13 protein-coding genes and 1 pseudogene are annotated in these 20699 nt (G+C 67.6%); 3 read left to right on the forward strand and 11 right to left on the reverse strand.

Translation table 11 applies throughout. The annotated features are described in order from the left end of the window. Nucleotides 1–495 (forward strand): transposase family protein (locus Amac_RS48715; protein ID WP_155361236.1); only part of this gene is annotated, 495 nt, incomplete at its 5' end. Between the two features lie 7 nt (nucleotides 496–502). Here Amac_RS48715 and Amac_RS48720 read toward each other — a convergent pair. The 5 genes from Amac_RS48720 to Amac_RS48740 all read right to left on the reverse strand — a co-directional run bounded on the left by Amac_RS48720 (nucleotide 503) and on the right by Amac_RS48740 (nucleotide 10078). Continuing rightward, entirely contained in the window at nucleotides 503–4558 is a 4056-nt protein-coding gene (locus tag Amac_RS48720; protein ID WP_155361237.1) for a CHAT domain-containing protein, read from the reverse strand. Between the two features lie 140 nt (nucleotides 4559–4698). Next, a complete protein-coding gene (locus Amac_RS48725; RefSeq protein WP_246269184.1) occupies nucleotides 4699–5022 on the reverse strand; it encodes a type II toxin-antitoxin system PemK/MazF family toxin in 324 nt (107 codons plus the stop codon). 10 nt (nucleotides 5023–5032) lie between these two features. Beyond that, nucleotides 5033–5263, reverse strand: coding sequence for a ribbon-helix-helix domain-containing protein (locus Amac_RS48730; protein WP_155361239.1), 231 nt, complete (start codon nucleotides 5261–5263; stop codon nucleotides 5033–5035). 51 nt (nucleotides 5264–5314) lie between these two features. Continuing rightward, nucleotides 5315–9193, reverse strand: coding sequence for a DUF4153 domain-containing protein (locus Amac_RS48735; protein ID WP_155361240.1), 3879 nt, complete (start codon nucleotides 9191–9193; stop codon nucleotides 5315–5317). A gap of 195 nt (nucleotides 9194–9388) precedes the next feature. Beyond that, nucleotides 9389–10078 carry a response regulator transcription factor gene (locus Amac_RS48740; protein ID WP_155361241.1) on the reverse strand — a complete coding sequence of 230 codons (690 nt, stop codon included), beginning with the start codon at nucleotides 10076–10078 and terminating at the stop codon, nucleotides 9389–9391. A 436-nt stretch (nucleotides 10079–10514) separates the two neighbouring features. On the opposite strand from Amac_RS48740, the gene Amac_RS48745 reads away from it, so the two are divergent. After that, a complete protein-coding gene (locus Amac_RS48745) occupies nucleotides 10515–11360 on the forward strand; it encodes an arylamine N-acetyltransferase family protein (RefSeq protein ID WP_246269185.1) in 846 nt (281 codons plus the stop codon). 269 nt (nucleotides 11361–11629) lie between these two features. Here the strand turns inward: Amac_RS48745 and Amac_RS48750 are convergent, their stop codons facing one another. From Amac_RS48750 to Amac_RS58250, 3 genes and pseudogenes are all read right to left on the reverse strand, one after another. After that, nucleotides 11630–12574, reverse strand: a complete 945-nt coding sequence (locus tag Amac_RS48750; RefSeq protein ID WP_218041728.1) for a nucleotide kinase domain-containing protein — start codon at nucleotides 12572–12574, stop codon at nucleotides 11630–11632. 490 nt (nucleotides 12575–13064) lie between these two features. Next, nucleotides 13065–15887: a CHAT domain-containing tetratricopeptide repeat protein gene (locus Amac_RS48755; protein WP_246269186.1), complete on the reverse strand. Its 2823-nt coding sequence runs from the start codon at nucleotides 15885–15887 to the stop codon at nucleotides 13065–13067. Between the two features lie 330 nt (nucleotides 15888–16217). Next, nucleotides 16218–16757 (reverse strand): annotated as a pseudogene (locus Amac_RS58250) (hypothetical protein); the annotation flags it as partial. A gap of 394 nt (nucleotides 16758–17151) precedes the next feature. Here Amac_RS58250 and Amac_RS48760 point away from each other — a divergent pair. Beyond that, on the forward strand, nucleotides 17152–17442 hold the full coding sequence (locus Amac_RS48760) for a hypothetical protein (protein WP_155361245.1): 291 nt from the start codon (nucleotides 17152–17154) through the stop codon (nucleotides 17440–17442). Here Amac_RS48760 and Amac_RS48765 read toward each other — a convergent pair. The 3 genes from Amac_RS48765 to Amac_RS48775 are packed head-to-tail and all read right to left on the reverse strand — an operon-like array spanning nucleotide 17382 to nucleotide 20679. Further along, a complete protein-coding gene (locus Amac_RS48765; protein WP_170323038.1) occupies nucleotides 17382–18437 on the reverse strand; it encodes a histone deacetylase family protein in 1056 nt (351 codons plus the stop codon). The genes Amac_RS48760 and Amac_RS48765 overlap by 61 nt on opposite strands. 5 nt (nucleotides 18438–18442) lie before the next feature. Then, nucleotides 18443–19735 carry a M20/M25/M40 family metallo-hydrolase gene (locus tag Amac_RS48770; RefSeq protein ID WP_155361247.1) on the reverse strand — a complete coding sequence of 431 codons (1293 nt, stop codon included), beginning with the start codon at nucleotides 19733–19735 and terminating at the stop codon, nucleotides 18443–18445. After that, nucleotides 19732–20679, reverse strand: coding sequence for an ABC transporter ATP-binding protein (locus tag Amac_RS48775; protein WP_155361261.1), 948 nt, complete (start codon nucleotides 20677–20679; stop codon nucleotides 19732–19734). Before Amac_RS48775 ends, Amac_RS48770 begins: the two co-directional genes overlap by 4 nt. Nucleotides 20680–20699 lie beyond the last annotated feature (20 nt).

Raw genomic sequence — 20699 nt, forward strand, 5'->3', positions numbered from 1 at the left:
GCCAAGAAGGACGGGCTGCACCACCTGGTTCTGGACGGCACCCTCATCCGCACCGACCGGGTGAAGGCCGACCGCCCGTACTTCTCCGGCAAGCACCGGGTACACGGCATGAACATCCAGGTCATCGCCGGTCCCGACGGCACCATCGTGTGGACGTCCGGCGCGCTGCCGGGCAAGACGCACGACCTGACCGCCGCCCGGATCTGGGGCATCCTGCGCGAACTGGACAAGGCCGGGATCATCACCCTGGCCGACAAGGCCTATCAGGGGGCGGAAGCCGAGATGGTGATCACTCCGTACAAAGGCAAGAACAAGCCCGAATCACAGAAGCGGGCCAACCGGTCCCACGCCAAGCTCCGCGGACCAGGCGAGCGTGCGAACGCCCAGCTGAAAAGCTGGCGCATCCTCCGGAAACTCCGGTGCAGCCCCAGCAAGGCCGGCCACCTGGTCAAGGCCATCGCCGTCCTTCAAAACCACAGGGTCGCCCAAGGATGAAAAAGGTTCAGTCATCGGAGATCGCCCAGAGAGTGCCAATGACGTGGGGGAATCCGGCCATCTGGAAGGCCGAGGTCAAGTGGATGGCCTCATCCAGCAGCCGGACCTCCCAGTTGAGCGCGGTGGAACACGCCGAGAGGTACACCAGGCGGGCGTGTTCCAGGTTGATGGGAATCAAACTGGCCACCGTCAAGGGGTTGTGCCGGTGGTCCTGGAGCAGGAGGCGGCTATTGGACGGATCGGCCGGGTCACTTATGCCGTGGCAGGCGAAATGCGCGATCGTGCAGTCCGGCAGGTGGGCCATGACGTTGGCCCTGGTCGGTAACGCCTGAACTGCACCGTCGGCAGCAAGAGACGCGGCTGCCGCCGAGAGGGCACCCGACCCCTCGCCCGGGGCACCGGTGGAAGGGGCGGCGTTGGTGGAAGGGGCGTTGGTGCCGACTGACTGCCGGGTGAGCTGTATCGCGCCGGGCAGGTGGGCGGCCACCAGGGCAGCTTCTCGACGTACTTGCGGCAGATAGCGCAGCCCCGGCGTAACGGGCATGGCCACGATCAACGCCCGCTCAACCACAACAGTGGACTGCCGCCCTTCGACATCCTGGCGGGCTTCCCGATCGACGTCCTGGCTCACGTCCTGACAGTCGTCGTGCTGGCTGACATCCGGGCGGTCGGCACACCGACGATCCACGTCCCGACGATCCACGTCCTGGCGGTCAGCGTCCCGGCGATCCACGTCCTGACGATCGAAGTCCCGACGGTCGGCGTATTGGCGGTCGGCGTATTGGCGGGTGTGACGTAGGGCGGTGATTGTGGGGATGTAGGAGGACACCACTCGATCCATCACCGCTCGGTGTTCTGGATCCGGGCCAGGGGTGTGGTAGCCGGCGGCGTGGATCGGTAGCAGGCCCAGCAATCCGCCGGGCGCCCACCAGACCCGCAGCCATTCCATCGGATCCATGCTCGGGGGCGGCGGCTGGTGGTATCCAAGCGCCGTGAGGACCGGTCCGGCCGCGACATCCCACAGCCAGGCCAGCACCTCACGCACCCGATTCTGCGCGGCCTCCGTGTCCTGGCCGGAGTCGGTGCCATCGGCCAGGGATTCGTGGAATGCGGTGACCTGATCGATCAGCATCTCCTGGTTCAGGTCCGGCAGACTCAGAGAGGTGACACCGTCCGAGGTGAGCAACAGCGCATCGCTGCGCAGATCGCTGATGTTGAAAGTGACCACCGGCCCGGCATCGGCCTGCGCGCGGAGTTGGTCAAGGGTGGGCGGCAGCGCAAAGGAGTTGAACCCTTCCAGCGCCCGGATCTGCCGCAGCAGCGCAGCCATTTCGGCCGCCGCCCGGTGACGATCAGACTCCTCCTGCCAGCGGGTGGCTTCGCCTGCACTTGCCCGCCTTGGGGTGGCATCGCCTGCCTGCCGTAGATCTTCAGTTGGCGAAGAGACCGACACGGGCTCCGCCAACGCCGCCGCTGACGTGCTCGATTCGGCGGGAGTGGGCTGGTCCAGGAGGTCGCGCAAGGCGATGAACTGGTCGGCGAGATGCGGATGCCGGGCGCGTAGGTCGGTCAGATCGCTGCGGGTGTGCAGGGTTTGGCTGAGCAGTACCGCCCGGCCGGCTTCCAGCAGTCGCAAGGCTCGGCCCGCCCGATCCCCGGCAGCGACGCTGAGGTCGTTGAGGGCGAGGGCGGCGGCCTCCGAGGCCAGACCGGCGAACTGGCCGATCATGTGCTGTTGGTCGGTGCGTTCCAGTTGTCGCGGGCTGATCTCCGGCAACAGCAGAACCGCCTGCTCCAGCAACCTGGCCGCCCCGATCGGATCTGAGGTGGCCGACAATCGTGCGGCCTTTCGCGCCGCGCGGATCCGCCATGACGGCGGCGCGGCCGCGATTCCCACCGCCTGCGCGTACACCTCCACCGCCGCCGCTAGATCGGCCTGACCGCCAGTCCGCTCAAATCGGCCGCTCAGCGCGTTCCCCAGGTTGTTGAGGCGTCCGGCCCGTTGAGGATGGTCAGCAGGGGTGGCCTGGATCGCTTGGCGTCCGGCAATGATCGCCTCATCCAGATCCGCCACGTTCCCGCTCCGCCCAAACCGGACGCTCAGCGCAGTCGCCAGATTGCCGAGCATTCCGGCCTGGTCGGGATGATCGGCAGGACTGGCCTGTATCGCTTGGCGCCCGGCGGCGATCGCCTCATCCAGATCAGCCAGATTCCCGGTCTGCTCAAACCGGTAACTCAGCGCAATCCCCAGATTGTTGTGGATTATGCGCCGATCAGGGTGGTCAGGAGGACTGGCCTGGATCGCTTGCCTCCCAGCGGCGATCGCCTCATCCAGATCAGCCTCGTTCCTGACCCGCTCAAACCGGGCGCGCAACGCGATCCCCAGATTGGCGAGGCGTCCAGCCCGATCGGGGTGGTCGACGGGGGTCGCCTGCACCGCTTGCCGTCCTGCGGCGATCGCCTCCTCCAGATCGGCCAGGCCCCCATTTCGCCCAAACCGGGTCCGCAGCGCGGCCCCCAGATTGCTGAGGATTACGGCGTGGTCAGGGTGATCGGCAGGACTGGCCTGGATCGCTTGCCGTCCGGCGGCGATCGCCTCATCCAGATCAGCCAGATTCCCGCTTCGCCCAAACCGCGTGAGCAGCGCGATCCCCAGATTGGCGAGGCGCTTGGCTTGGTCGGCAGGACTGGCCTGGATCGCTTCCCGGCCAGCGGCGATCGCCTCATCCAGATCAGCCACGTTCCCGACCCGCCCGAATCGGGTACTCAGCGCAGCTCCCAGATTGTTGAGGCATCCGGCCAGGTCGGGGTGGTCGGCGGGGGTCTCCTGGGTCGCTTGGCGTACGGCAGATATCGTCTCATCCAGATCCGCCAGGTTTCCAGTCCGCCCAAACTGCGTGAGCAGCGCGGTCCCCAGATTGCCGAGGCGCTTCAACCGCTCAGGGTGGTCGGCGGGAGTAGCCTCCACCGCCTGCCGTCCAGCGATGATCGCCGCTTCCAGATCGGCCACGTTCCCGGTCCGCTCGAACCTGACGCTCAGCGCGTTCCCCAGATTGCCGAGGATCGCTGCCTGGTCAGGGTGATCGGCGGGGGTCAGCTGAATCGCTTGCCGTACGGCGGTGATCGCCTTTTCCTCGGCCAGGTTCCCGCTCCGCTCGTACCGGGCGCGCAGCGCAGTCCCCAGATTGGCGAGGCGTCCGGCCAGGTCGGGGTGGTCAGCGGAGGTCGCCTGGATCGAATGCCGCCCAGCCGCGATCGCCTCCTCCAGGTCAGCCAGGTTCCCGGTCCGCTCAAACCGGACACGCAGGGCGATCCCCAAGTTGCCGAGGTACACGACCGGATCTGGGTGGTCGGCAGATGTCGCCTGCACCGCTTGGCGCCCGACAACAATCGCCTCCTCCAGATCGGCCAAGTCCCCGGCCCGCTCAAACCGGACACGCAACGCGATCCCCAAATTGCCGAGATGCCCAGCCAAGTCGGGGTGATCGCCGGGGGTGGCCTGGATCGCTCGCCGTCCGGCGGTGATCGACTCTTCCAGGTCGGCCAGGTTCCCGCTCCGCCCATACCGGACGCTGAGCGCGACCCCCAGATTGCTAAGAAACCCAGCCAGGTCTGGATGATCGGCGGGGATGGTGGCCACAATCCGCTGCCACAGCCGGACGGCGATCTCAAGCAGATCCAGATCGGCCGACCCTAACGCCCGCTGCAGCAAGGCGATGCCATCGGTGCCGGCAGCCTGTTCGGCCGCAACGGGCAACATCGGTTCGGGAAAACGGTCATCGGGAACGCCGGCGACAAAGCAACGCGTGAACATCGCGACCGAGACAGTCAGATCCTGCCGATTCTCCCCCGCAGGAACCACCTGATAACGAAACCAATGCCACCAGCCGAGCACATACCAGGCCTCAGTATCCCCGTCAGCACGCCCAGCGGTGCCGAGCATCTCGGCCAAACGCCGCGCTTCGGCAGGACCATCTGGGGCCAACAGCAGCGACCGATCCCCCTCCCCGGCCCGCACCATCCGCTCCTGCAGGGCGGCCAGCAGCTCATCCCGTTCCGCCAACGGCCCCTCCCCGCGACGACACCACAACGCTATGCCGCGAAAACGAGATTAACCACTCCTCCACAAAAGGAAAGGCGATCGGACAGACCCATTACACCGCCTCCAACCCCACGCACCCCACCCCGTCACCTGTTCCGGGGTCAAATAGCGAGATGTTCCCCCAGCGCCCGGTCGATCTGTTTCATAAGCAACGGAGGCAGTTGCCCGATTCGGTTCCCCACCCGTTGAAACGTCACCGCCCGTAGCTGCTCTACCTGCGCCTTGGAATCCCGTGCCAGCCCTGATTCCTCGGCCGGTATCAAGACCTGGAAGGACAGGACTTGGACAGTGTTCGATGTCAGCGGGACGACTGTGATCACGCCCCTGCCGTTGCGCTCGACAGAGCGGTTGGCCGCATCCCGGCTGACAATGACAGCCGGACGAGTTTTGTTGGCTTCCGAGCCTCGCACAGGTTCGAAGTCCACCCAGAAGAGATCACCTCTCCGCATCGCTCAACCCGTCCCCCGCGACGCTGTCCCAAAGGAGAGCGTCTTCGCTGGAGTCCCACTCCTCGAACGCGACCGTGTACGCCTCCTCAAGATGAGCCTCTCGCAGCAGGTTCAGGGCATCGTGAATCACAGCGGACCGAGACTGACTCCGATGTCGTGCCACGTACTCATCGATGAACGCGAGGTCTTCTTCCGGCAGGCTCACACTCAACTTCATGAATCTATGCTACCCACCTTCCCACTAGCGATGCCACCAGTAGTAGGAGATCTAGTCGGGTGAGGGGATGTAGCTTCGGGTTGAGATGTCGGGGCATTGGGGGTTGGGGAGGACGGGATGGGCGGTGAGGGTGGTGCGGGCTTGGGTGCGGGCCCAGTTCCAGCCGTTCCAGGGGTCGGGCCGGTCGAGCGCGTGGACGCGGACGATTCTGTCGAGGACGCAGCTGCGGATGGGTTCGGGGAGGCGGTCCAGGGCGGGAACGGCTTCCACGCCGAGGCTGCTGAGGTAGTTGTGGTCGAGGCGGTCGACACCGCGGACGGCGTGCTGGGTTTCGACGATGCGGGCGTCGGGGTTCCAGAGTGCGAAGGTCAGCAGCGTGACGCCGGTGAGCAGGACGAAGGTGCGCGGGAGCCAGGTGGTGGAGCGCCGGTTCAGGCGTACCGCTCCGGCTGCCAGCACCAGGATGAAGACGGCGGCCAGCCACCAGATCGTGACACCTACCGTGGCGCGCAACCGGGTCAGGCCGTACGCGTCGAGGTAGAGGTCCAGGCGGTGCAGGGCCGAGGCGAGGATGACCAGCGTGAAGGCGCAGAGCAGGCCGAGCAGGCCGGCGAGCAGCCAGCGATGGGTGGCGGGATCCAGCAGCGCCCAGCAGAGCGCCACGATGCCCAGCACGATGAAACTAACCGTGACCAACTCGAAGAACCCGGACCGGGCGTACTCGGCGTAGGTCAACCCGGCGGTTTCGAGCACACGATCGTTGCCGCCGAAAAGCACCGTGATCTGAACCGCGACGAACGCCGCGAAAAGCAGGTTGAGACCTGCCAGCGGGATGACCCAGAGCGTGCGAGCGATCGGCACCCGCGGCAACGGAATCTCGGTCTCGGCGACCGGACGCAACGCCACCAGTACAGCGGCCGCCACCACCACACCGAAGACCACGAACAAGAAGATCCGGTAGGGCAGCGTGTCCGCCCACCCCGGCGCTTCCAGCAGGTCACGGGCGAACTGCGAGAACACGGCGTCCGCGGCCATGAACAGCAACCCGAAGATCACCAGTAAGAGCGCCGTGACGCCCAGACTCACCAGAATCGGCAACAATCGCCGCCGCTTCATGAACGACTTCATCGGAGCGGACAGGAACCACGGCATCGGGAACACGGCCAGCCCAACCGACAACCCTCCGCGGATCGTACTGAACCACCCCCGACCGCTTCCCGACAGCGCCAGCGAGGCGACAAACACCCCCGCCACCAGAACCGGCTGCAACACCCACTCCGCGTCCCGAACCAGCGTGACCCCTACCAACGCGTAGGCCAGCACCGCGAACCCCACCGACCAGAGCGTCACCCTCCGCCGCGCCGCGGGCAGCACCGCCAGCCCCATCACGACAGCGGTCAGCACCAGCCCCAACCCCTTCGGCGCGTACGGCAACAGCACCGCCGCCACGACCCCGACACCAGCGGCGGCAGGCAGCACCCAGGGCGGCGTATCCGGCAAATCAGGCCGGGGGAAGATCGGCGGCGGCACATACACGGGCGGCGGCCCACCGGGCGGCCCATATACGGGCGCCGCCCCACCTCCGGATGGGTAGGACGGATAACGCACGGGGGGCACACCTCCACCGGGTGCGTTATGTACGTGGGCCGCCCCACCAGCCGACGGGTTATGTATCGGCGGCGCACCTCCACCGGACGGGTTATGTACGGGCGGAACCCCACCACCGGACGGGTTATACACGGGCGACACCCCACCACTAGGCGGACCGTAACCGGAGCCGACCCCTTCCCCATGCGGCGACTCCTCCGGCAGCCGACCAGTTCTGGCCGAATTGTCGCCTTCCGAAGGAGCATGCGGAGACGGCGTCGCCCGGGCATCGGCTGGAGCATGATCTGTCGATGGCGCCTCCTCGCTTTCCTCCTTCTTCGTTTCAGCGGAAGCGTCGCCTTCGACGGGGTCGGCGACTTCAGTCGCCCGAGTTGGATGCACGATCCCGCTGGGAGGCGGTCCCCAGGGCTGGTGCACGAATTGCGCCGCGTTCGGATACGCCTGTCGGCCGCTGCTGGAACCGATCGCGGCGCCGGCCACGGCCCCGCCCCCACTGAACGCGAGCAGCAGAGCCGCCCCCGTCACTTCGCCCAGGACGTCGCTCGCGAGGATCACCACGAACATGCCAAGGATGAACCCGGCCAGCATGCCAATTCCCGCGCCGAGCCCGGCCCGTCCACTGCTCGATGAACGGGGACCGTCCGGCGGGCGCGGGTAGTAGGGACCTCCCGGAGGCGGCCACCCATAGGGAGGTCCGCCCGGACCATACGGCGGACCAGCGGGCGACTGACGCGGCGTCGGCATGGCCGCCACGACTGGAGGTGTCTCCAGCGATTCCCCAGAGGACACCCCGGGCGACACCACGTCCGCCGCTTCGCTGTCAGATTCGTGCGCCGGACCGGGCGACTCAACGGAATCGATCGACGGCCGCGTGGTTATCGGCTCGTTCAGAGCCGAGGACTCCGTGCGCCCCGCCGGGGCCGTCGACGCCGCTAGCGCCGGACCGGCCGACTCAGCCGAACCGGCCAACGGGCCCGCAAGCATCGGCTCATTCAAAGCCGAGGACTCCGTACGCCCCGCCGGGACAGTCGACGCCGACCGGACCAGGGCCGAACCGGCCAATGGACTCGTAAGTATCGGCTCGTTCAAGGCCGAGGACTCCGTGCGCCCTGCTGGGGGTGCCGTTTGGGCTGATGCAGTCGGTGCTGTGCGGGCTGATGACGAGGGTGCCGTTTGGGCTGATGGAGTCGATGTTGTGCGGGCTGATGAAGGGGGCAAAGCCGGGCGAGTCGCGATCGGAATGTCAGCTGGGGTCACTACCGGCTGCGTGATGGTCAGCTCAGTCTTCTCCGCCGGAGGCGCTTCGGGATCAGCCGGGATTCCGGACATGTGGATTCTCCCTGGAAGTTGGACGAGCATGTGGCACCCGCGCGGATGGTCGATCACGCGGATGGTGCCCTGGTGGAGTTCGACGATCTCCTTGGCGATGGCCAGGCCGAGACCGGCTCCGCCTGCGTCGGCCGCGCGACCGGCGTCGAGACGGGAGAACCGTTCGAAGACCCGGGTTCGTTCGCTCGCGGGGATGCCAGGGCCCTCGTCATGGACGGTGAGTTGCACACCGGAACCCGCCCCCCGGCCTTGGAGGCGTACGGTGCCACCGGGCGGGCTGTGCCGTACCGCGTTGTCGAGGAGGTTGGCGAGGACCTGGGCGAGCAGGGCGGGGTCGGCTTTGAGGTGCAGCCCAGCGGTGACGTCGCTGCGGACGGTGACGGTGTCGGTGGCCAGACCGGCTTCGCGGGCGGCCTGCCCGCAGAGGGAGCCAAGATCGAACGGTTCCGCCTCGATCAGCCGCGCGCCCGAGTCGAGGCGGGACAGGTCGAGCAACTGGGCGACCAGGCGGCCGAGGCGCTGGGTCTGGGCAAGGGCGGTGCCGAGAGTCTCGCGGTCGGGCGGGGAAACCCCGTCGACAACGTTCTCCAGCACCGCCTGCAGGCCGGTGATCGGCGTACGCAGCTCGTGGCTCACGTTGGCGACCAGTTCACGGCGTTGCCGGTCGACTTCGCCGAGGTCGGCGGCCATCGCGTTGAAGGCACGGGCGAGCTCGCCGACCTCGTCGCGGGAGGTGGCGGAGACGCGCAGGCCGTACCGGCCTTTGGCGATGGTCTGGGCGGCGGCGGCCATCTCGCGGAGCGGCTTGGTCATCCCCCTGGCCAGGAACTGCACCATGATCACCGCAAGGACGACGGCGATCGCGATGCGCAGATTGCCCGGCAAGTCCGCGCCCAGACCAAGCTCATTGACACCAAAGGCGGTCACCACGGCCAGCACGATCACCAGCCCCAGCTTGATCTTGATCCGCCCAAGAAAATCCAGCGGTCTCATAGGCGAACCAGAGTCTGATCGATCGGTTGGACCTCGATCCACCTGAGAGAGTCCAGCGGTGTCATAGGCGAACCTCGATTGGTTGAACCCCGATCCGCCGAACGCCAGAGTCATAGGCGAACCAAGGTGATCGAACCTCGAGGGGAACGTGGTCGATTAGTTGGACCTCGATCCGTCCGAGAAAGTTCGGCGATTTCATGGGCGTACCAGGGCGTAGCCAATGCCGTGGACGGTTCTGACGACCTCGGAGCCGAGTTTGCGGCGTAATGCCCGGACGTGGCTGTCCACGGTTCGGGTGGCTGCCGCCTCGGAGAATCCCCAGATGTCCGACAGCAGGCGCTCCCGCTCGAAGACCTGGCCGGGCCGCTCGGCCAGCCGTCTGAGGAGATCGAACTCGGTGCGGGTGAGCTGAGCTTCGACGCCGCTCACGAAGACCCGGCGCTCCGCGGTGTTGATCTCGACGGTACCGACCCTGATCACCGTGTCCTCGGCCGCGAGCTGGCTGGCCCGCTCAACCCGCCGCAGCAGCGCGTGGATCCTCGCGACCAGTTCCCGCATGCTGAACGGCTTGGTGATGTAGTCGTCCGCGCCGACCCCGAGCCCCACCAGCACGTCGGTCTCCTCCCCGAGCGCGGTCAGCATCAACACCGGCACCGGCCTGGCAGCCTGCATCCTCCGGCAGACCTCCAGACCGTCCACCCCCGGCAGCAGCCGATCGAGAACCACCAGATCGGGCTCCGATTTCGCATAGGCCGCGAGCGCACCCTCGCCATCGCTCGCGACCCGCACGTCAAACCCCTCGGCGACCAACCGGGTCTGTACGGCCCTGGCGATCGTCGCGTCATCCTCAACCAGGAGAATCCGCCGCTGCTGGGGAGATGCCATGACCCGCAGCGTAGAGGCCCAACGTGCAGACGAGTTACCCCTCAATGTGCAGAAATCGTGCATCCACCCGCCGGGACACACTCGCGCCACCACGTCCACGACCGCGGCCCCACCACGACTCGGGCTGGGGCTCGGCGCCACCGGCGGCTCGGCGGAGGGGATGACCGTCGCGGGCGGATTCGTCGCTGGAGCCTCGGGGACCGGGGTCGGCGTGGGCGAGGCTCAACGGAGTCGCTACCCTTCACGTCCTACGCGACGACGACCGATGGTGGCGTCGAGGGCTGCCAAAGTCGATGGCGCGAGCCGCCGTCCTCCACATGTCATGCGCGACAACAACGCCCAATGAGGCCGCAGCTACCGAGTCCCCTCCTCACACGTCATAGCAATGGGGAAGGTGGCGCCGGAGAATGTCGGTGGCAACAGCTACGGTGTGCGTGTGATCGATGTTGAGGGTTACTTGCGACGGCTACGGCTGCTGCACGACGGCCCGCCAAGCGTGGCCGGGCTGTTCCTGCTGCAGCAGACCCACGTCGAACGCGTGGCATACGAGAACCTGGCCATCTGGCTCGACCAGCCCACGACCGTGGACCCGGTGGAGTCCGCCGAGCGCATCATCGCCGGTCGCGGCGGCTACTGCTTCCACCTCAACGGGGCCTTATGGGCGTTACTGACCGCCCTCGGCTACCAGGTCACCCGCCATTACGGCAGCGTCCAGGGCGCCCCGGAATCACCCTCCGGCTCGATCGGCAACCACCTGGTCCTCACCGTCGCCGGCCTGCCCAGCGCAGACAACCCGACCGGCGAGTGGCTGGTCGACGCCGGCCTCGGCGATGCCATCCACGATCCCATCCCGCTGATCGCCGGCACCTACCACCAGGGCCCGTTCGTCTACGGCTTACGCCCCTCGGAAGCCGAACCCGGCGGCTGGCGCTTCGACCACGACCCCCGCGGCAGCTTCACCGGCATGGACCTGCGCCCCGGCCCTGTCGGCATGGACGCCTTCGAAAACATGCACAAACACCTCAGCACCTCCCCCGACTCCTCCTTCGTCCGCACCTCCGCCATCCAACGCCGCGACGCCCACGGCGTGGACACCCTCACCGGCCTCGCCCTCCGCCGCGTCGGCCACAGCGACACCACCACCATCCTCGACCGCGAGGAAGACTTCGCCGAAGCCCTAGCCGACGTCTTCGGCCTCACCCTCACCTACCAAGAACGCACCCAACTCTGGCCCCGCCTCTGGACCGCCCACGAAAAGTGGCTCACCACAAAGAGAGCCTGATCAGCCTGCGTGGCGGACGCACGCGGCACCGAATGCCACCCGAGACGCCACGGGCACAGAAGTAGATCGACCGTGCACAGCAGCGTGGCGATCGGGACAAGGAAATTGCACGCCAGATATTCCAGCCGAGGGCACCCCGGGCGCAGGGGCAGGAGTCGGACCTTGGCGCCCCCAGTGACCGGACACGGGTCGACAGCGGCAGGACTGTGGGGACCGGGGTCTTCTGCGAACAGGGCGGCAACGGTGGCATCCCGATCGGGGGCACCTCGTCAGCGCGTCTGGGCTGTCCGTTCCGCAGGCAGGCGCCACTTGGGAGGGAAGCGGTAGTCGATCGGTGCCGTCGTACGCCGGAATTCCTGCTTGATTCTGGTTCGGCCGGATACGCCGGGTACAGCGGGGTGGCTGGCGCGGGTGTATTTCGAGACCTCGCAGAATACGTTTTGCCAGTCGATCAGAGTTGGCCAGCGGCCCCACAGGTCGCGGAAGTCCAAGCCGAGGCGGTCGAACTGCTCGTGCGAGATGTCGGCGATCCAGGCCACCACCTCTGCGGGCTTCAGGCCTCCGGTGTCGGCGAAGATCTTGGAGATTCCGTCCAGGCAGCCTGGACCTGCCACGACGAACTCGTTCTCGCCGACGTCGACCATGGGCGAGTAGGCCAGATCGATGGCGTACTGGTAGGCGAGGAATGGCCCCAGCGAGGGCAGCGCGAGCAGCAGTTCGTATACCTCGCGGAGCCCGGCGGCGTCCGCGAACTGCTTGGGCAGGGTGGAGGCCATGGCCCGTTCGATCAGCCGCAGGTGGTTGCCGTGCTTGCGCGCCTCGCCGAATCCTGGATTCGGAACGATGTACGCCCCTGAGTAGACGCGCTCCCCCCGAGCCATCGCCGCTGTGAGCACGGAGTTGTAGGCCGCGAAATCGTAGCCGTCCCACGTGGGAGGCGCGCCAAGGGAGTCGGTGAGCAGTTCCCAGGTCTCGATCCGGTTGAAGATCTTGAACATCAGGATCCGGAACACCACCTCGTCGAGTTCCTGCGGCCCGGTGTGGATGACGTCACGGATCAGGTACTGCGAGACGCGGTCGGCCGCGCGGTACACGTTGGTGAACTTGTGCCGTCCGATGATCCCGTCGGTGGTCCACGGTGGCGGGTCGCCGGCGGCGCGGCGGTGGAACACGCGCTGGCGTTCGGCGGCGAATCGCCAATAGGTGTCGAACACCTCCGGACGGATCCACACTGTTCGGCTACCAACCCGCACAGCGCGGACCTCACCCGGGAACGGCGATCGGTTCTGCGGCACACACGGAAGTTAGCGCAGCCCAAGCGGCACGTCAGCGAGTTCGCCAGCACCTGGAGAGCCCGCGCATGACGAGTTGGCTAATGGTGGTTCTCCCACCCACCCAGCCCTCTGTTTTCCCTCGGGCTCCGCCCGCCCCCGCCAACGCCGTGGGACCCGCACGAATCCCATGGCACGGGGTTCTCCCACCACCCAGCCCCTTTCCGCCCCTCGGGCTCCGCCCGCCCCCGCCAACGCCCTGGGACCCGCACGAATGCCATGGCACGGGGTTCTCCCACCACCCAGCCCCTTTCTTCCCCTCGGGCTCCGCCCGTCCCCGTCATCCCGTGGTCGAGGACGGCATGACTGCGGACATCGAGGAGGTAGCGGGCGTAAGACGTCGGGTTGGTGTGACCTGAGCCTGCGATGGGCGTCATGCGCCCGCGTGGAGGTGCGCAGCCCATTGCGATGGGGTGAGCGGGTCCTGGCGGCGGAGGGATTGAACGGCCTGGTGCAGAGCATAGGGGGCGCGGCGGGTGTCCACCTTCCCGTCCCCCGTGGCCAGTGCGGAATAGAAGGTGTCGGCGATCTGCACGGCGGATCTGTCCGCGATCTCCCACAGGGTGCCGATGACGTGCGGGAATCCGGCCATCTGGAAGGCCGAGGTCAGGTGGATGGACTCGTCCAGCAGGTCCGTGTGGCTGGTGAGCGCGGTGGAGCAGGCCGACAGATAGGCCAGGCGGGCGTGGCTGAGGGTGATCGGGGCCAGGCTGGCGACGGTGAGCGGGTCGTGCTGGTGGTCGTGGAGCAGGAGCCTGCTGGCCGACGGGTCGGTGGGGTCGCTGAGACCGTGGCAGGCGAAGTGGGCGATCGCGCAGGTCGTCAGGTGAGTCAGGACGCGGGCCTTGGTCGGCGTCGTCTCCGCCGGAGGGCCGGCTGCGCGACCGGGCGGTTCGGTGAGCGCGACAGCGCCGGGCAGGTGGTCGGCGACCAGGCGAGCCTCCCGGATGACCTGGGGTAACCGGCCACGGTAGAGCAGGCCGGGTGTCGTGGGCATGGCCACGATCAGCGCCCGCTCCGCGCCGGTGGGCGGGGTACGGGCGGCGGGGTGCTGGCGGGCATGGCGCAGAGCGGTGACGGTCGGGGTGTAGGAGGACACGACCCGATCCAGCACAGCGCGATGTTGTGGGTCAGGGCCAGCTCTGTGGTGTCCGGCGGCGTGGATCGGCAGGAGCGTGAGCAGTCCGCCCGGTGCCCACCACACCCGCGGCCACCGCGTGATGTCACCCGGAGGCGGGCCGTCAATGCCGAGTTCGTGCAGGACCGGGCCTGCGGCGACGTCCCACAACCAGGCGAGCACGTCCAGGATGACCACGTCGTCCCGGCTGCTCAGAGCCTGGCGGAACCGGTCGATCCGGTCGACCAGGCTCGCCTGATCGAGGCCGGGCAGTTCCACTGCGCTGATGCCGGTACGGGTGAGGATGAGGGCGTCACTACGAAAAGAGCTGACGTTAAAGGTGACCACCGGTCCCGAGGTCGCCTGTTCGGTCAGTTCCTCGATGCTAGGCGGGAGGGCAAAGGACGCGAATCCGCCCAGCGACCTGATCCGTTCCATCACGTCGGCCAATTCAGCCGCCATCCGGTGGCGGTCATCCATCGGTGATACGGCCTGCCCAGCGGCCTCCCGTAAGACCGGCTGGTCGAGCTGGTCACGCAGGGCCATGAACCGGTCGGCCAGGTCCGGGTGCCGCTCGCGAAGGTCGCTGAGGTCACTTCGGGTGTGCAGGGTCTGGCTGAGCAGAACGGCCCGTCCCGCTTCCAGCAGCCGCAGAGCCTGCTGGCCGCGAACGTCGGAAGGTGTGGTGGTGTCGGCCAAGGCATAGGCGGCCGCGTCGGCGGCCAGCCCGGGGAATTGGCCGATCATGTGTTGCTGATCGGAGCGTTCGAGTTGCCGAGGGCTCACCTCAGGCAACAGCCGGACCGCGGTTTCCAGGAGTCCGGCGGCTCGCGTGGGATCTGCCTCGATCAGCCTGGCGGCTTGGTGCGCCGCACGGATCCGCTGGGATGGAGCTCCCACCGCACTCCGAGCCGCCTCTTCATAGGCCTCCACCGCTTCATCTCGGTCCGCCGCATGCCCGCTCTGTTCGAACCGGATCTGCCCCGCGATGCCAAGGTTCGTGAGACGCGCGGCCCGTGCGGGGTGATCGGGCGGAGTGGCCCGTACGGCCTGCCGGAGGGCGTTGATCGCCTGGTCCAGGTCTGCCGGGCTACCGCTGTGCGTATAGCGCGTTTGCCGGGCGATGCCGAGGTTGGTCAGCCGGGCGGCGCGCGCGGGATGGTCGGGTGGGGTGCTGTCCACGGCGAGTTGCTGGATGATGAGGGCTTCCTCCAGATCTGACCCGACGCCGCTGTGCTCGTACCGGGTCTGGAGGGCGTTGCCGAGATTGTTCAAGATCATTGTGCGGTCGAGGTGGTCGGGTGGAGTGATCTCCGCTGCCTGCCGCAGGTGGGTGATGGCTTCTTCCAGGTCGTACGGACCGGCGCTGCGCTCGTACATTGCCAGGAGCGCGGTGCCGAGATTGTTCACGATCGTTATGCGGTGATCGGGTGGAGTGATCTCCATAGCGTGTCGCAGGCTGATGATCGCTTCTTCCAGGTCCGCCAAGGCTTGGCTGCGCTCGTACCGCGTCTGCAGGACGTTGGCGAGATTGGACAGGCGGAGGGCGCCGTCGGGGTGGTCGCGTGGGGTGGCTTCCACCGCCTGCCGTTCGATGGCAATGGCCTGTTCCAGGTCCGCCGTGTGCCCGGTGCGGGTGAATCGTGTCATAAGCGCGCTGCCGAGGTTGCTCAGGTGCATGGCACGGCCCGGGTGGTCGTGGGGGGTCGTTTCGGCCGCCTGGCGCAGGCTGGTGATCGCTTCTTCCAGGTCCGCCAAGGCGCCGGTGTGGACGAAGCGTGTCAGCAGCATGTTGCCGAGATTGTTCGAGATCATCGCCAGTTCCGCGTGATCGTGCGGAGTCGCTTCGACGGCCTGGCGCACGCTGGTGATGGCCTCTTCCAGGTCGCGCAGGTCGCCGATGCGGGCAAACCGTGTCTGCAGCGCGTTCCCAAGACCGCTCAGGTATGCGGCGCGAGCAGAGTTCCCGAGTGGGGCGCTTTCCACCGCGAGGCGCATGCCGGTGATGGCCTGCTCCAAGTCCGCGACCGCTCCGCTGCGGGCGAACCGCGCCTGTAACGCGTCGGCGAGATTGCCCAAGATCGTCGTATGGTCGCGCGGGGTGGAGTCCAGCGCCTGGTTCAGGCACGAGATGGCGAGGTCCAGATCTGCCAGATCACCGGTACGGGCGAAGCGTACCTGGAGCGCGCTGCCCAGGTTATTCAGGCGTGCACCGCGGCCGGGGTGATCCTTCGGAGTGATCTCGACGGCCTGCTGGTGGGCGACTATGGCCTGATCCAGATCGGCCGGTTCGCCCACGCGCGCGTACTGAGCCTGAAGCACGTTGCCGAGCGCACTCAAGATCGTTGCCCGGTGTGGGTGATCCGGCAAGATGCTGTCGATGGCTTGCCGCTGAACGATGATGGCCTGGTCCAGATCGGCCCGATCGCCGGTGAGAGCGAACCGCACCTGGAGCGCGTTGCCAAGATTGGTCAACCGGCTGGCGTTACCGGGATGATCGAGTGGGGTTGCCTCCACGGCTTGGCGCAGGCAGGTGATGGCCTCCTCCAGATCGGCTGGGCCGCCACCATGCTCGAACCGCACCCGCAACGCGCTACCGAGGCTACTGAGCATCGCCGCATGGTCAGGGTGATCGGTTTTCACGGCCTGACGCAAATTGGTGATGGCCAGTTCCAGATCCGCCGGATCGCCGCCGCGCTCGAACCGTTCCCGCAACGTGATACCGAGGTTGGCCAGGAATCCACTACGGGCGGGGTGATCGGCCGGAGTGAGGTCGGCAATGCGCTGCCACAGCCGGACGCCACGTTCCAGCAGATCCGGATCAGCCGAGTTCAACGCCTCGTTGAGCAACGTGATCGCATGCGACACCGCTTGGGCGGCCAAGATCGGCAACAACGGTTCCGGAAGATCCTCGTCAGCGACCTCGGCCAGAAAGCACGCGCCGAACATCTCGGCCGCGGCGACCAGATCGTCCTGGTCCTCTCCCTCGGGAAGCGCCTGATAGCGGTACCAATGCCACCAGCCGAGCACACGCCGCGCCTCAAGATCCTGGCCAGTCAGGCCTGCGGCCAGGTGCCGAGCATCGGCGATCGCGACAGCTTCCAGCAGCGGTGACGAGTCACCGGTCACCGTCACCTGCCTGAGCCGTGCCCGCACCGTATCCAGCAGGTCGTCCCGTTCGCTCACGGTTTCTCCCGCGACCGCACCACAACACCTTGTCGCGAACGACAATAATCACCCCCGTTCTGCGGCACACACGGAACGTAGCGCGGCCAAGCAGTACGTGAGCCCGGCGCCCTGGCGTGGCCGCGTCTGCGCGCTGCGGCTGGCTATGGTCTCTTTTATGCGCGTCGAAGTGAGCGCCGCCGGCCGATGGGGTCGGCCCTCCCTGTTCCTGCTGCTGGCGGCGCCCATGGCGTCGCCCTTCGTACTCAGCGGGGCCAGTGGCGAGCCCGTCCCTCAGGTGCTCGCCGACGGCCCCGGCTGGTACCTGCCCGCGATCGCCACCCAAGTCTCGCTCGCGGGCATCGCGTACGCGGTGATCATGGCGCTGATGGTCAGAGCGGGGAGCTGTCAGCCGGCTAGGCCGTGGAGGGTTTCGGCTACCAGGGTGCCCAAGGACGGGAGGTGGTAGCCGCCCTCTTGGACGGCGACGATGGGGATGCCGAGGGAGGCGATGATCGTCCCGGTCTGGTGGTAACCGGAGGTCGTGACGCGGAGCGGGCTTTCTGGGTCGTCGGCTGCGGCGTCGACGCCGAGGGAGACGACGACGGCTTCCGCGCCGAACATCCCGGCGGCGTCGCGGAGGCGGGTGAGGGCGGAGAGCCAGGCCGCGTCGCCGGATTCGGGGGTGATCGGGATGTTGAGGGTGGTGCCCTGGCCGGAGCCTGTGCCGATTTCGTCGGCGAAGCCGACGTAGTGGGGGAACCATCCGGCGCCGGGGTCGACGTGAGCGGAACCGTAGAAGACATCCGGGCGCTCCCAGAAGATCGCCTGGGTGCCGTTGCCGTGGTGGGCGTCCACGTCGATGATCGCCACTTTTGCGAAGCCGTGGTCGCGGAGGGCTTGTGCGGCGACGGCGGCGTTGTTCAGGTAGCACGAACCGCCGTAGCCGGCGGGGGTGGCGTGATGTCCAGGCGGGCGGCAAAGGGCGTAGGCCACCCGTTCCCCTGCTGCGACCAGGTCGGCGGCGGTCTGGGCCGCGTCCACAGCGGCTCGCGCGGCCTGCCAGGTGCCCGGCCCGACCAAGGTCATCGTGTCGTAGCAGTACAGGCCCGCGCGGGCATGCGTCGCTACCGGATGATGCGCGGGCATTCCGGCGAGCATGGCCTCAGTCGGGAAAACATACGGCACCACCCGATCCTGGCCGTAGTCCCGCGGATAGCCGCCGTCCTCCCACTTCTGCCACACCTCCCGCAGATGATCCACGAACGCGGGCTCGTGCACCGCCCGCAGCACCTCGTCCCCGTGCGGCACTGCCTCGACAATCGGAAACCCACCCGCGGCCAGCTCGTCCCGAATGACCGTGACCCGCTCCGGGACTTCAGTCCCCGGCGTCCGTACCCCAATCCAGATCTCGGCCCCGGGCACATGCGCCAACGTCTCAGCTGACCAGACCACCGTCGCCACGACGCTCACCTCCGAAGATCCGAACGCCGGAAGAAGCGGTCCAGGACGCGTACGCCGAATTCGAGGGCCGCGACGGGGACGCGTTCGTTGACGCCGTGGAACATGGCGTTGTAGTCGAAGTCGGGAGGGAGGGCGAGGGGGGCGAAGCCGTAGGTGACGATGCCTCTTTCATTGAAGGCTTTGGCGTCGGTGCCGCCGCTCATGACGTACGGGATGGGGAGGGCGGCGGGGTCTTCGGCGATGAGGGAGGCGCAGAGGGCGTCGAAGGTGGGGCCGCCGGGGTCGGCTTCGGGGGCGTCCTCGAAGCAGATGAATTCGCGGGTGATTTTGGGGCCTAAGAGAGTGTCGATGGTGGTGAGGAACTCCTCGCCGGAGCCGGGGAGGAAGCGGCCGTCGATCTGGGCTTCGGCGGAGCCGGGGATGACGTTGACCTTGTAGCCGGCGTTGAGCATGGTGACGTTGGCGGAGTTGCGGAGGACGTGCTTGAAGAGTTCGCCGACTTTGCCGAGACGCTCTGCTTCGCCGTCCAGGTCTGTGAGGTCCAAGGGGCGGCCGAAGGCGGTGGCGATGCCGTCGAGCATGCCGCGGACGCCCGGTGTGAGCTGCAGCGGCCACTCGTACGCGGCGAGGCGGGACATGGCGTGGCAGATCTCGGCGACCGCGTTGTCGCTCGCGCGCAGGGAGCCGTGCTGGGCGGTGCCGTGCGCGCGTACGCGCATCCAGGCCATGCCCTGTTCCCCGACGGCGACCGGATAGATCCGCTTGCCGGCGTGGACGACGCTGTAGCCGCCGTCCTCGCTGATCGCTTCGCGGACCCCGTCGAAGAGGTCGGGGTGTTCGCGGACCAGGTAGTAGGAGCCGTACTCGCCGGTGGCCTCCTCGTCGGCGGTGAAGGCGAGCACGAGGTCGCGGTCGGGGCGTACGCCTGATCGGAACCATTCGGCCACCATGGCGAGGGTCATCGCGCAGGTGCCCTTCATGTCGACGGCGCCGCGTCCCCAGACGACCCCGTCGACGATCTCGCCCGAGAAGGGATGTAACGCCCAGTCCTCGGCGGCGGCGGGGACCACGTCCAGGTGCCCGTGGATCAGGAAGGGATCGCCGGAACCCGTCCCCGGGATCCGCGCGACCACGTTGGAGCGGCCTTTCGAGGTTTCCAGGATCTGGGCTTCGACGCCGCGGTCGGCGAGGAACGTGGCGACGTACTCGGCGGCGGCGCGCTCGCCCCGTCCCCGGTTGTCGCCCTCGTTGGTGGTGTCGATCCTGATCAGATCGGAACAGATGGCGCCGACGTTCATGGGAGTACGCAGGCGGCGTGGTGGCCGCGGTCCGAAGGCAGCACGGGCTGGGACTCCTTTTCGCAGCGGGTGGCGAGCTCGGCGGGCAACCCGGTGGCGTACGCGGGGCAGCGCGGCCGGAAGCGGCAACCCTCGGGGATTCGGGACGGATCGGGTGTCTCCCCGACCAGGACGATCGGCTCCTGCCGGGCCACTTCCGGCACGACCGACAGCAGCGCCTTCGTGTACGGATGGCGGGGATTCATCAGCACCTCGGCGGTGTCCCCGGTCTCCACGATCCGGCCAAGGTACATGACGGCCACCCGGTCGGCGATGTTCCAGGCCAGCCCGAGGTCGTGCGTGACGACCAGCACCGACAGGCCGAGTTCCGCGCGCAGGCGCAGCAGCAACGCCAGGATCTCGCCGCGTACCGAGGCGTCGAGGGAGGAGACGGGCTCGTCGGCGACGAGCACGTCGGGGTCGAGCACGAGCGCGCCCGCGATGACGACCCGCTGCCGCTGCCCCCCGGACAACTCATGCGGATATTTCATGAAAAATCGGTCAGGCGGGCGGAGGCCGGCCTTCGACAACGCCGCGGCCACCCGGACTTCCTCGTCGTCCGAGACGCCGTGAATCCGCAACCCCTCCGCCACCGCTTCATACACGGTGTGCCGAGGATTCAGCGACCCGCTCGGATCCTGCAACACCAGCTGCACATGCCGCCGGAACTCCTTCAGATCCCCCCGCGAATACCCCAGCGGCCGAGCACCGTACTCGACCTTCCCCGAAGCGGGTTTCACCAGCCCGAGCAGGCTCCGCGCCAGCGTCGTCTTCCCGCACCCCGACTCCCCGACCAGCGCCACGATCTCCCCGGCGCCGATCTCCAGATCCACCCCGTCCACGGCCCGCGCCGCCCCGAACCGCACGCAGACCCCACGCGCAGCCAGCGCCACCACATCCGACATTTCCGAAATATCCGCCGAGC

The organism is Acrocarpospora macrocephala, from assembly GCF_009687865.1.
Taxonomy (GTDB): Bacteria; Actinomycetota; Actinomycetes; order Streptosporangiales; family Streptosporangiaceae; genus Acrocarpospora; species Acrocarpospora macrocephala.

Bases quoted from the DNA above. Each gene is read 5' to 3' on its own strand.
- Amac_RS48775 (WP_155361261.1), bottom strand. From the start codon at position 20,679: ATGTCGGATGTGGTGGCGCTGGCTGCGCGTGGGGTCTGCGTGCGGTTC.
- Amac_RS48730 (WP_155361239.1), bottom strand. From the start codon at position 5,263: ATGAAGTTGAGTGTGAGCCTGCCGGAAGAAGACCTCGCGTTCATCGAT.
- Amac_RS48760 (WP_155361245.1), top strand. From the start codon at position 17,152: ATGCGCGTCGAAGTGAGCGCCGCCGGCCGATGGGGTCGGCCCTCCCTG.
- Amac_RS48735 (WP_155361240.1), bottom strand. From the start codon at position 9,193: ATGAGACCGCTGGATTTTCTTGGGCGGATCAAGATCAAGCTGGGGCTG.
- Amac_RS48740 (WP_155361241.1), bottom strand. From the start codon at position 10,078: ATGGCATCTCCCCAGCAGCGGCGGATTCTCCTGGTTGAGGATGACGCG.
- Amac_RS48770 (WP_155361247.1), bottom strand. From the start codon at position 19,735: ATGAACGTCGGCGCCATCTGTTCCGATCTGATCAGGATCGACACCACC.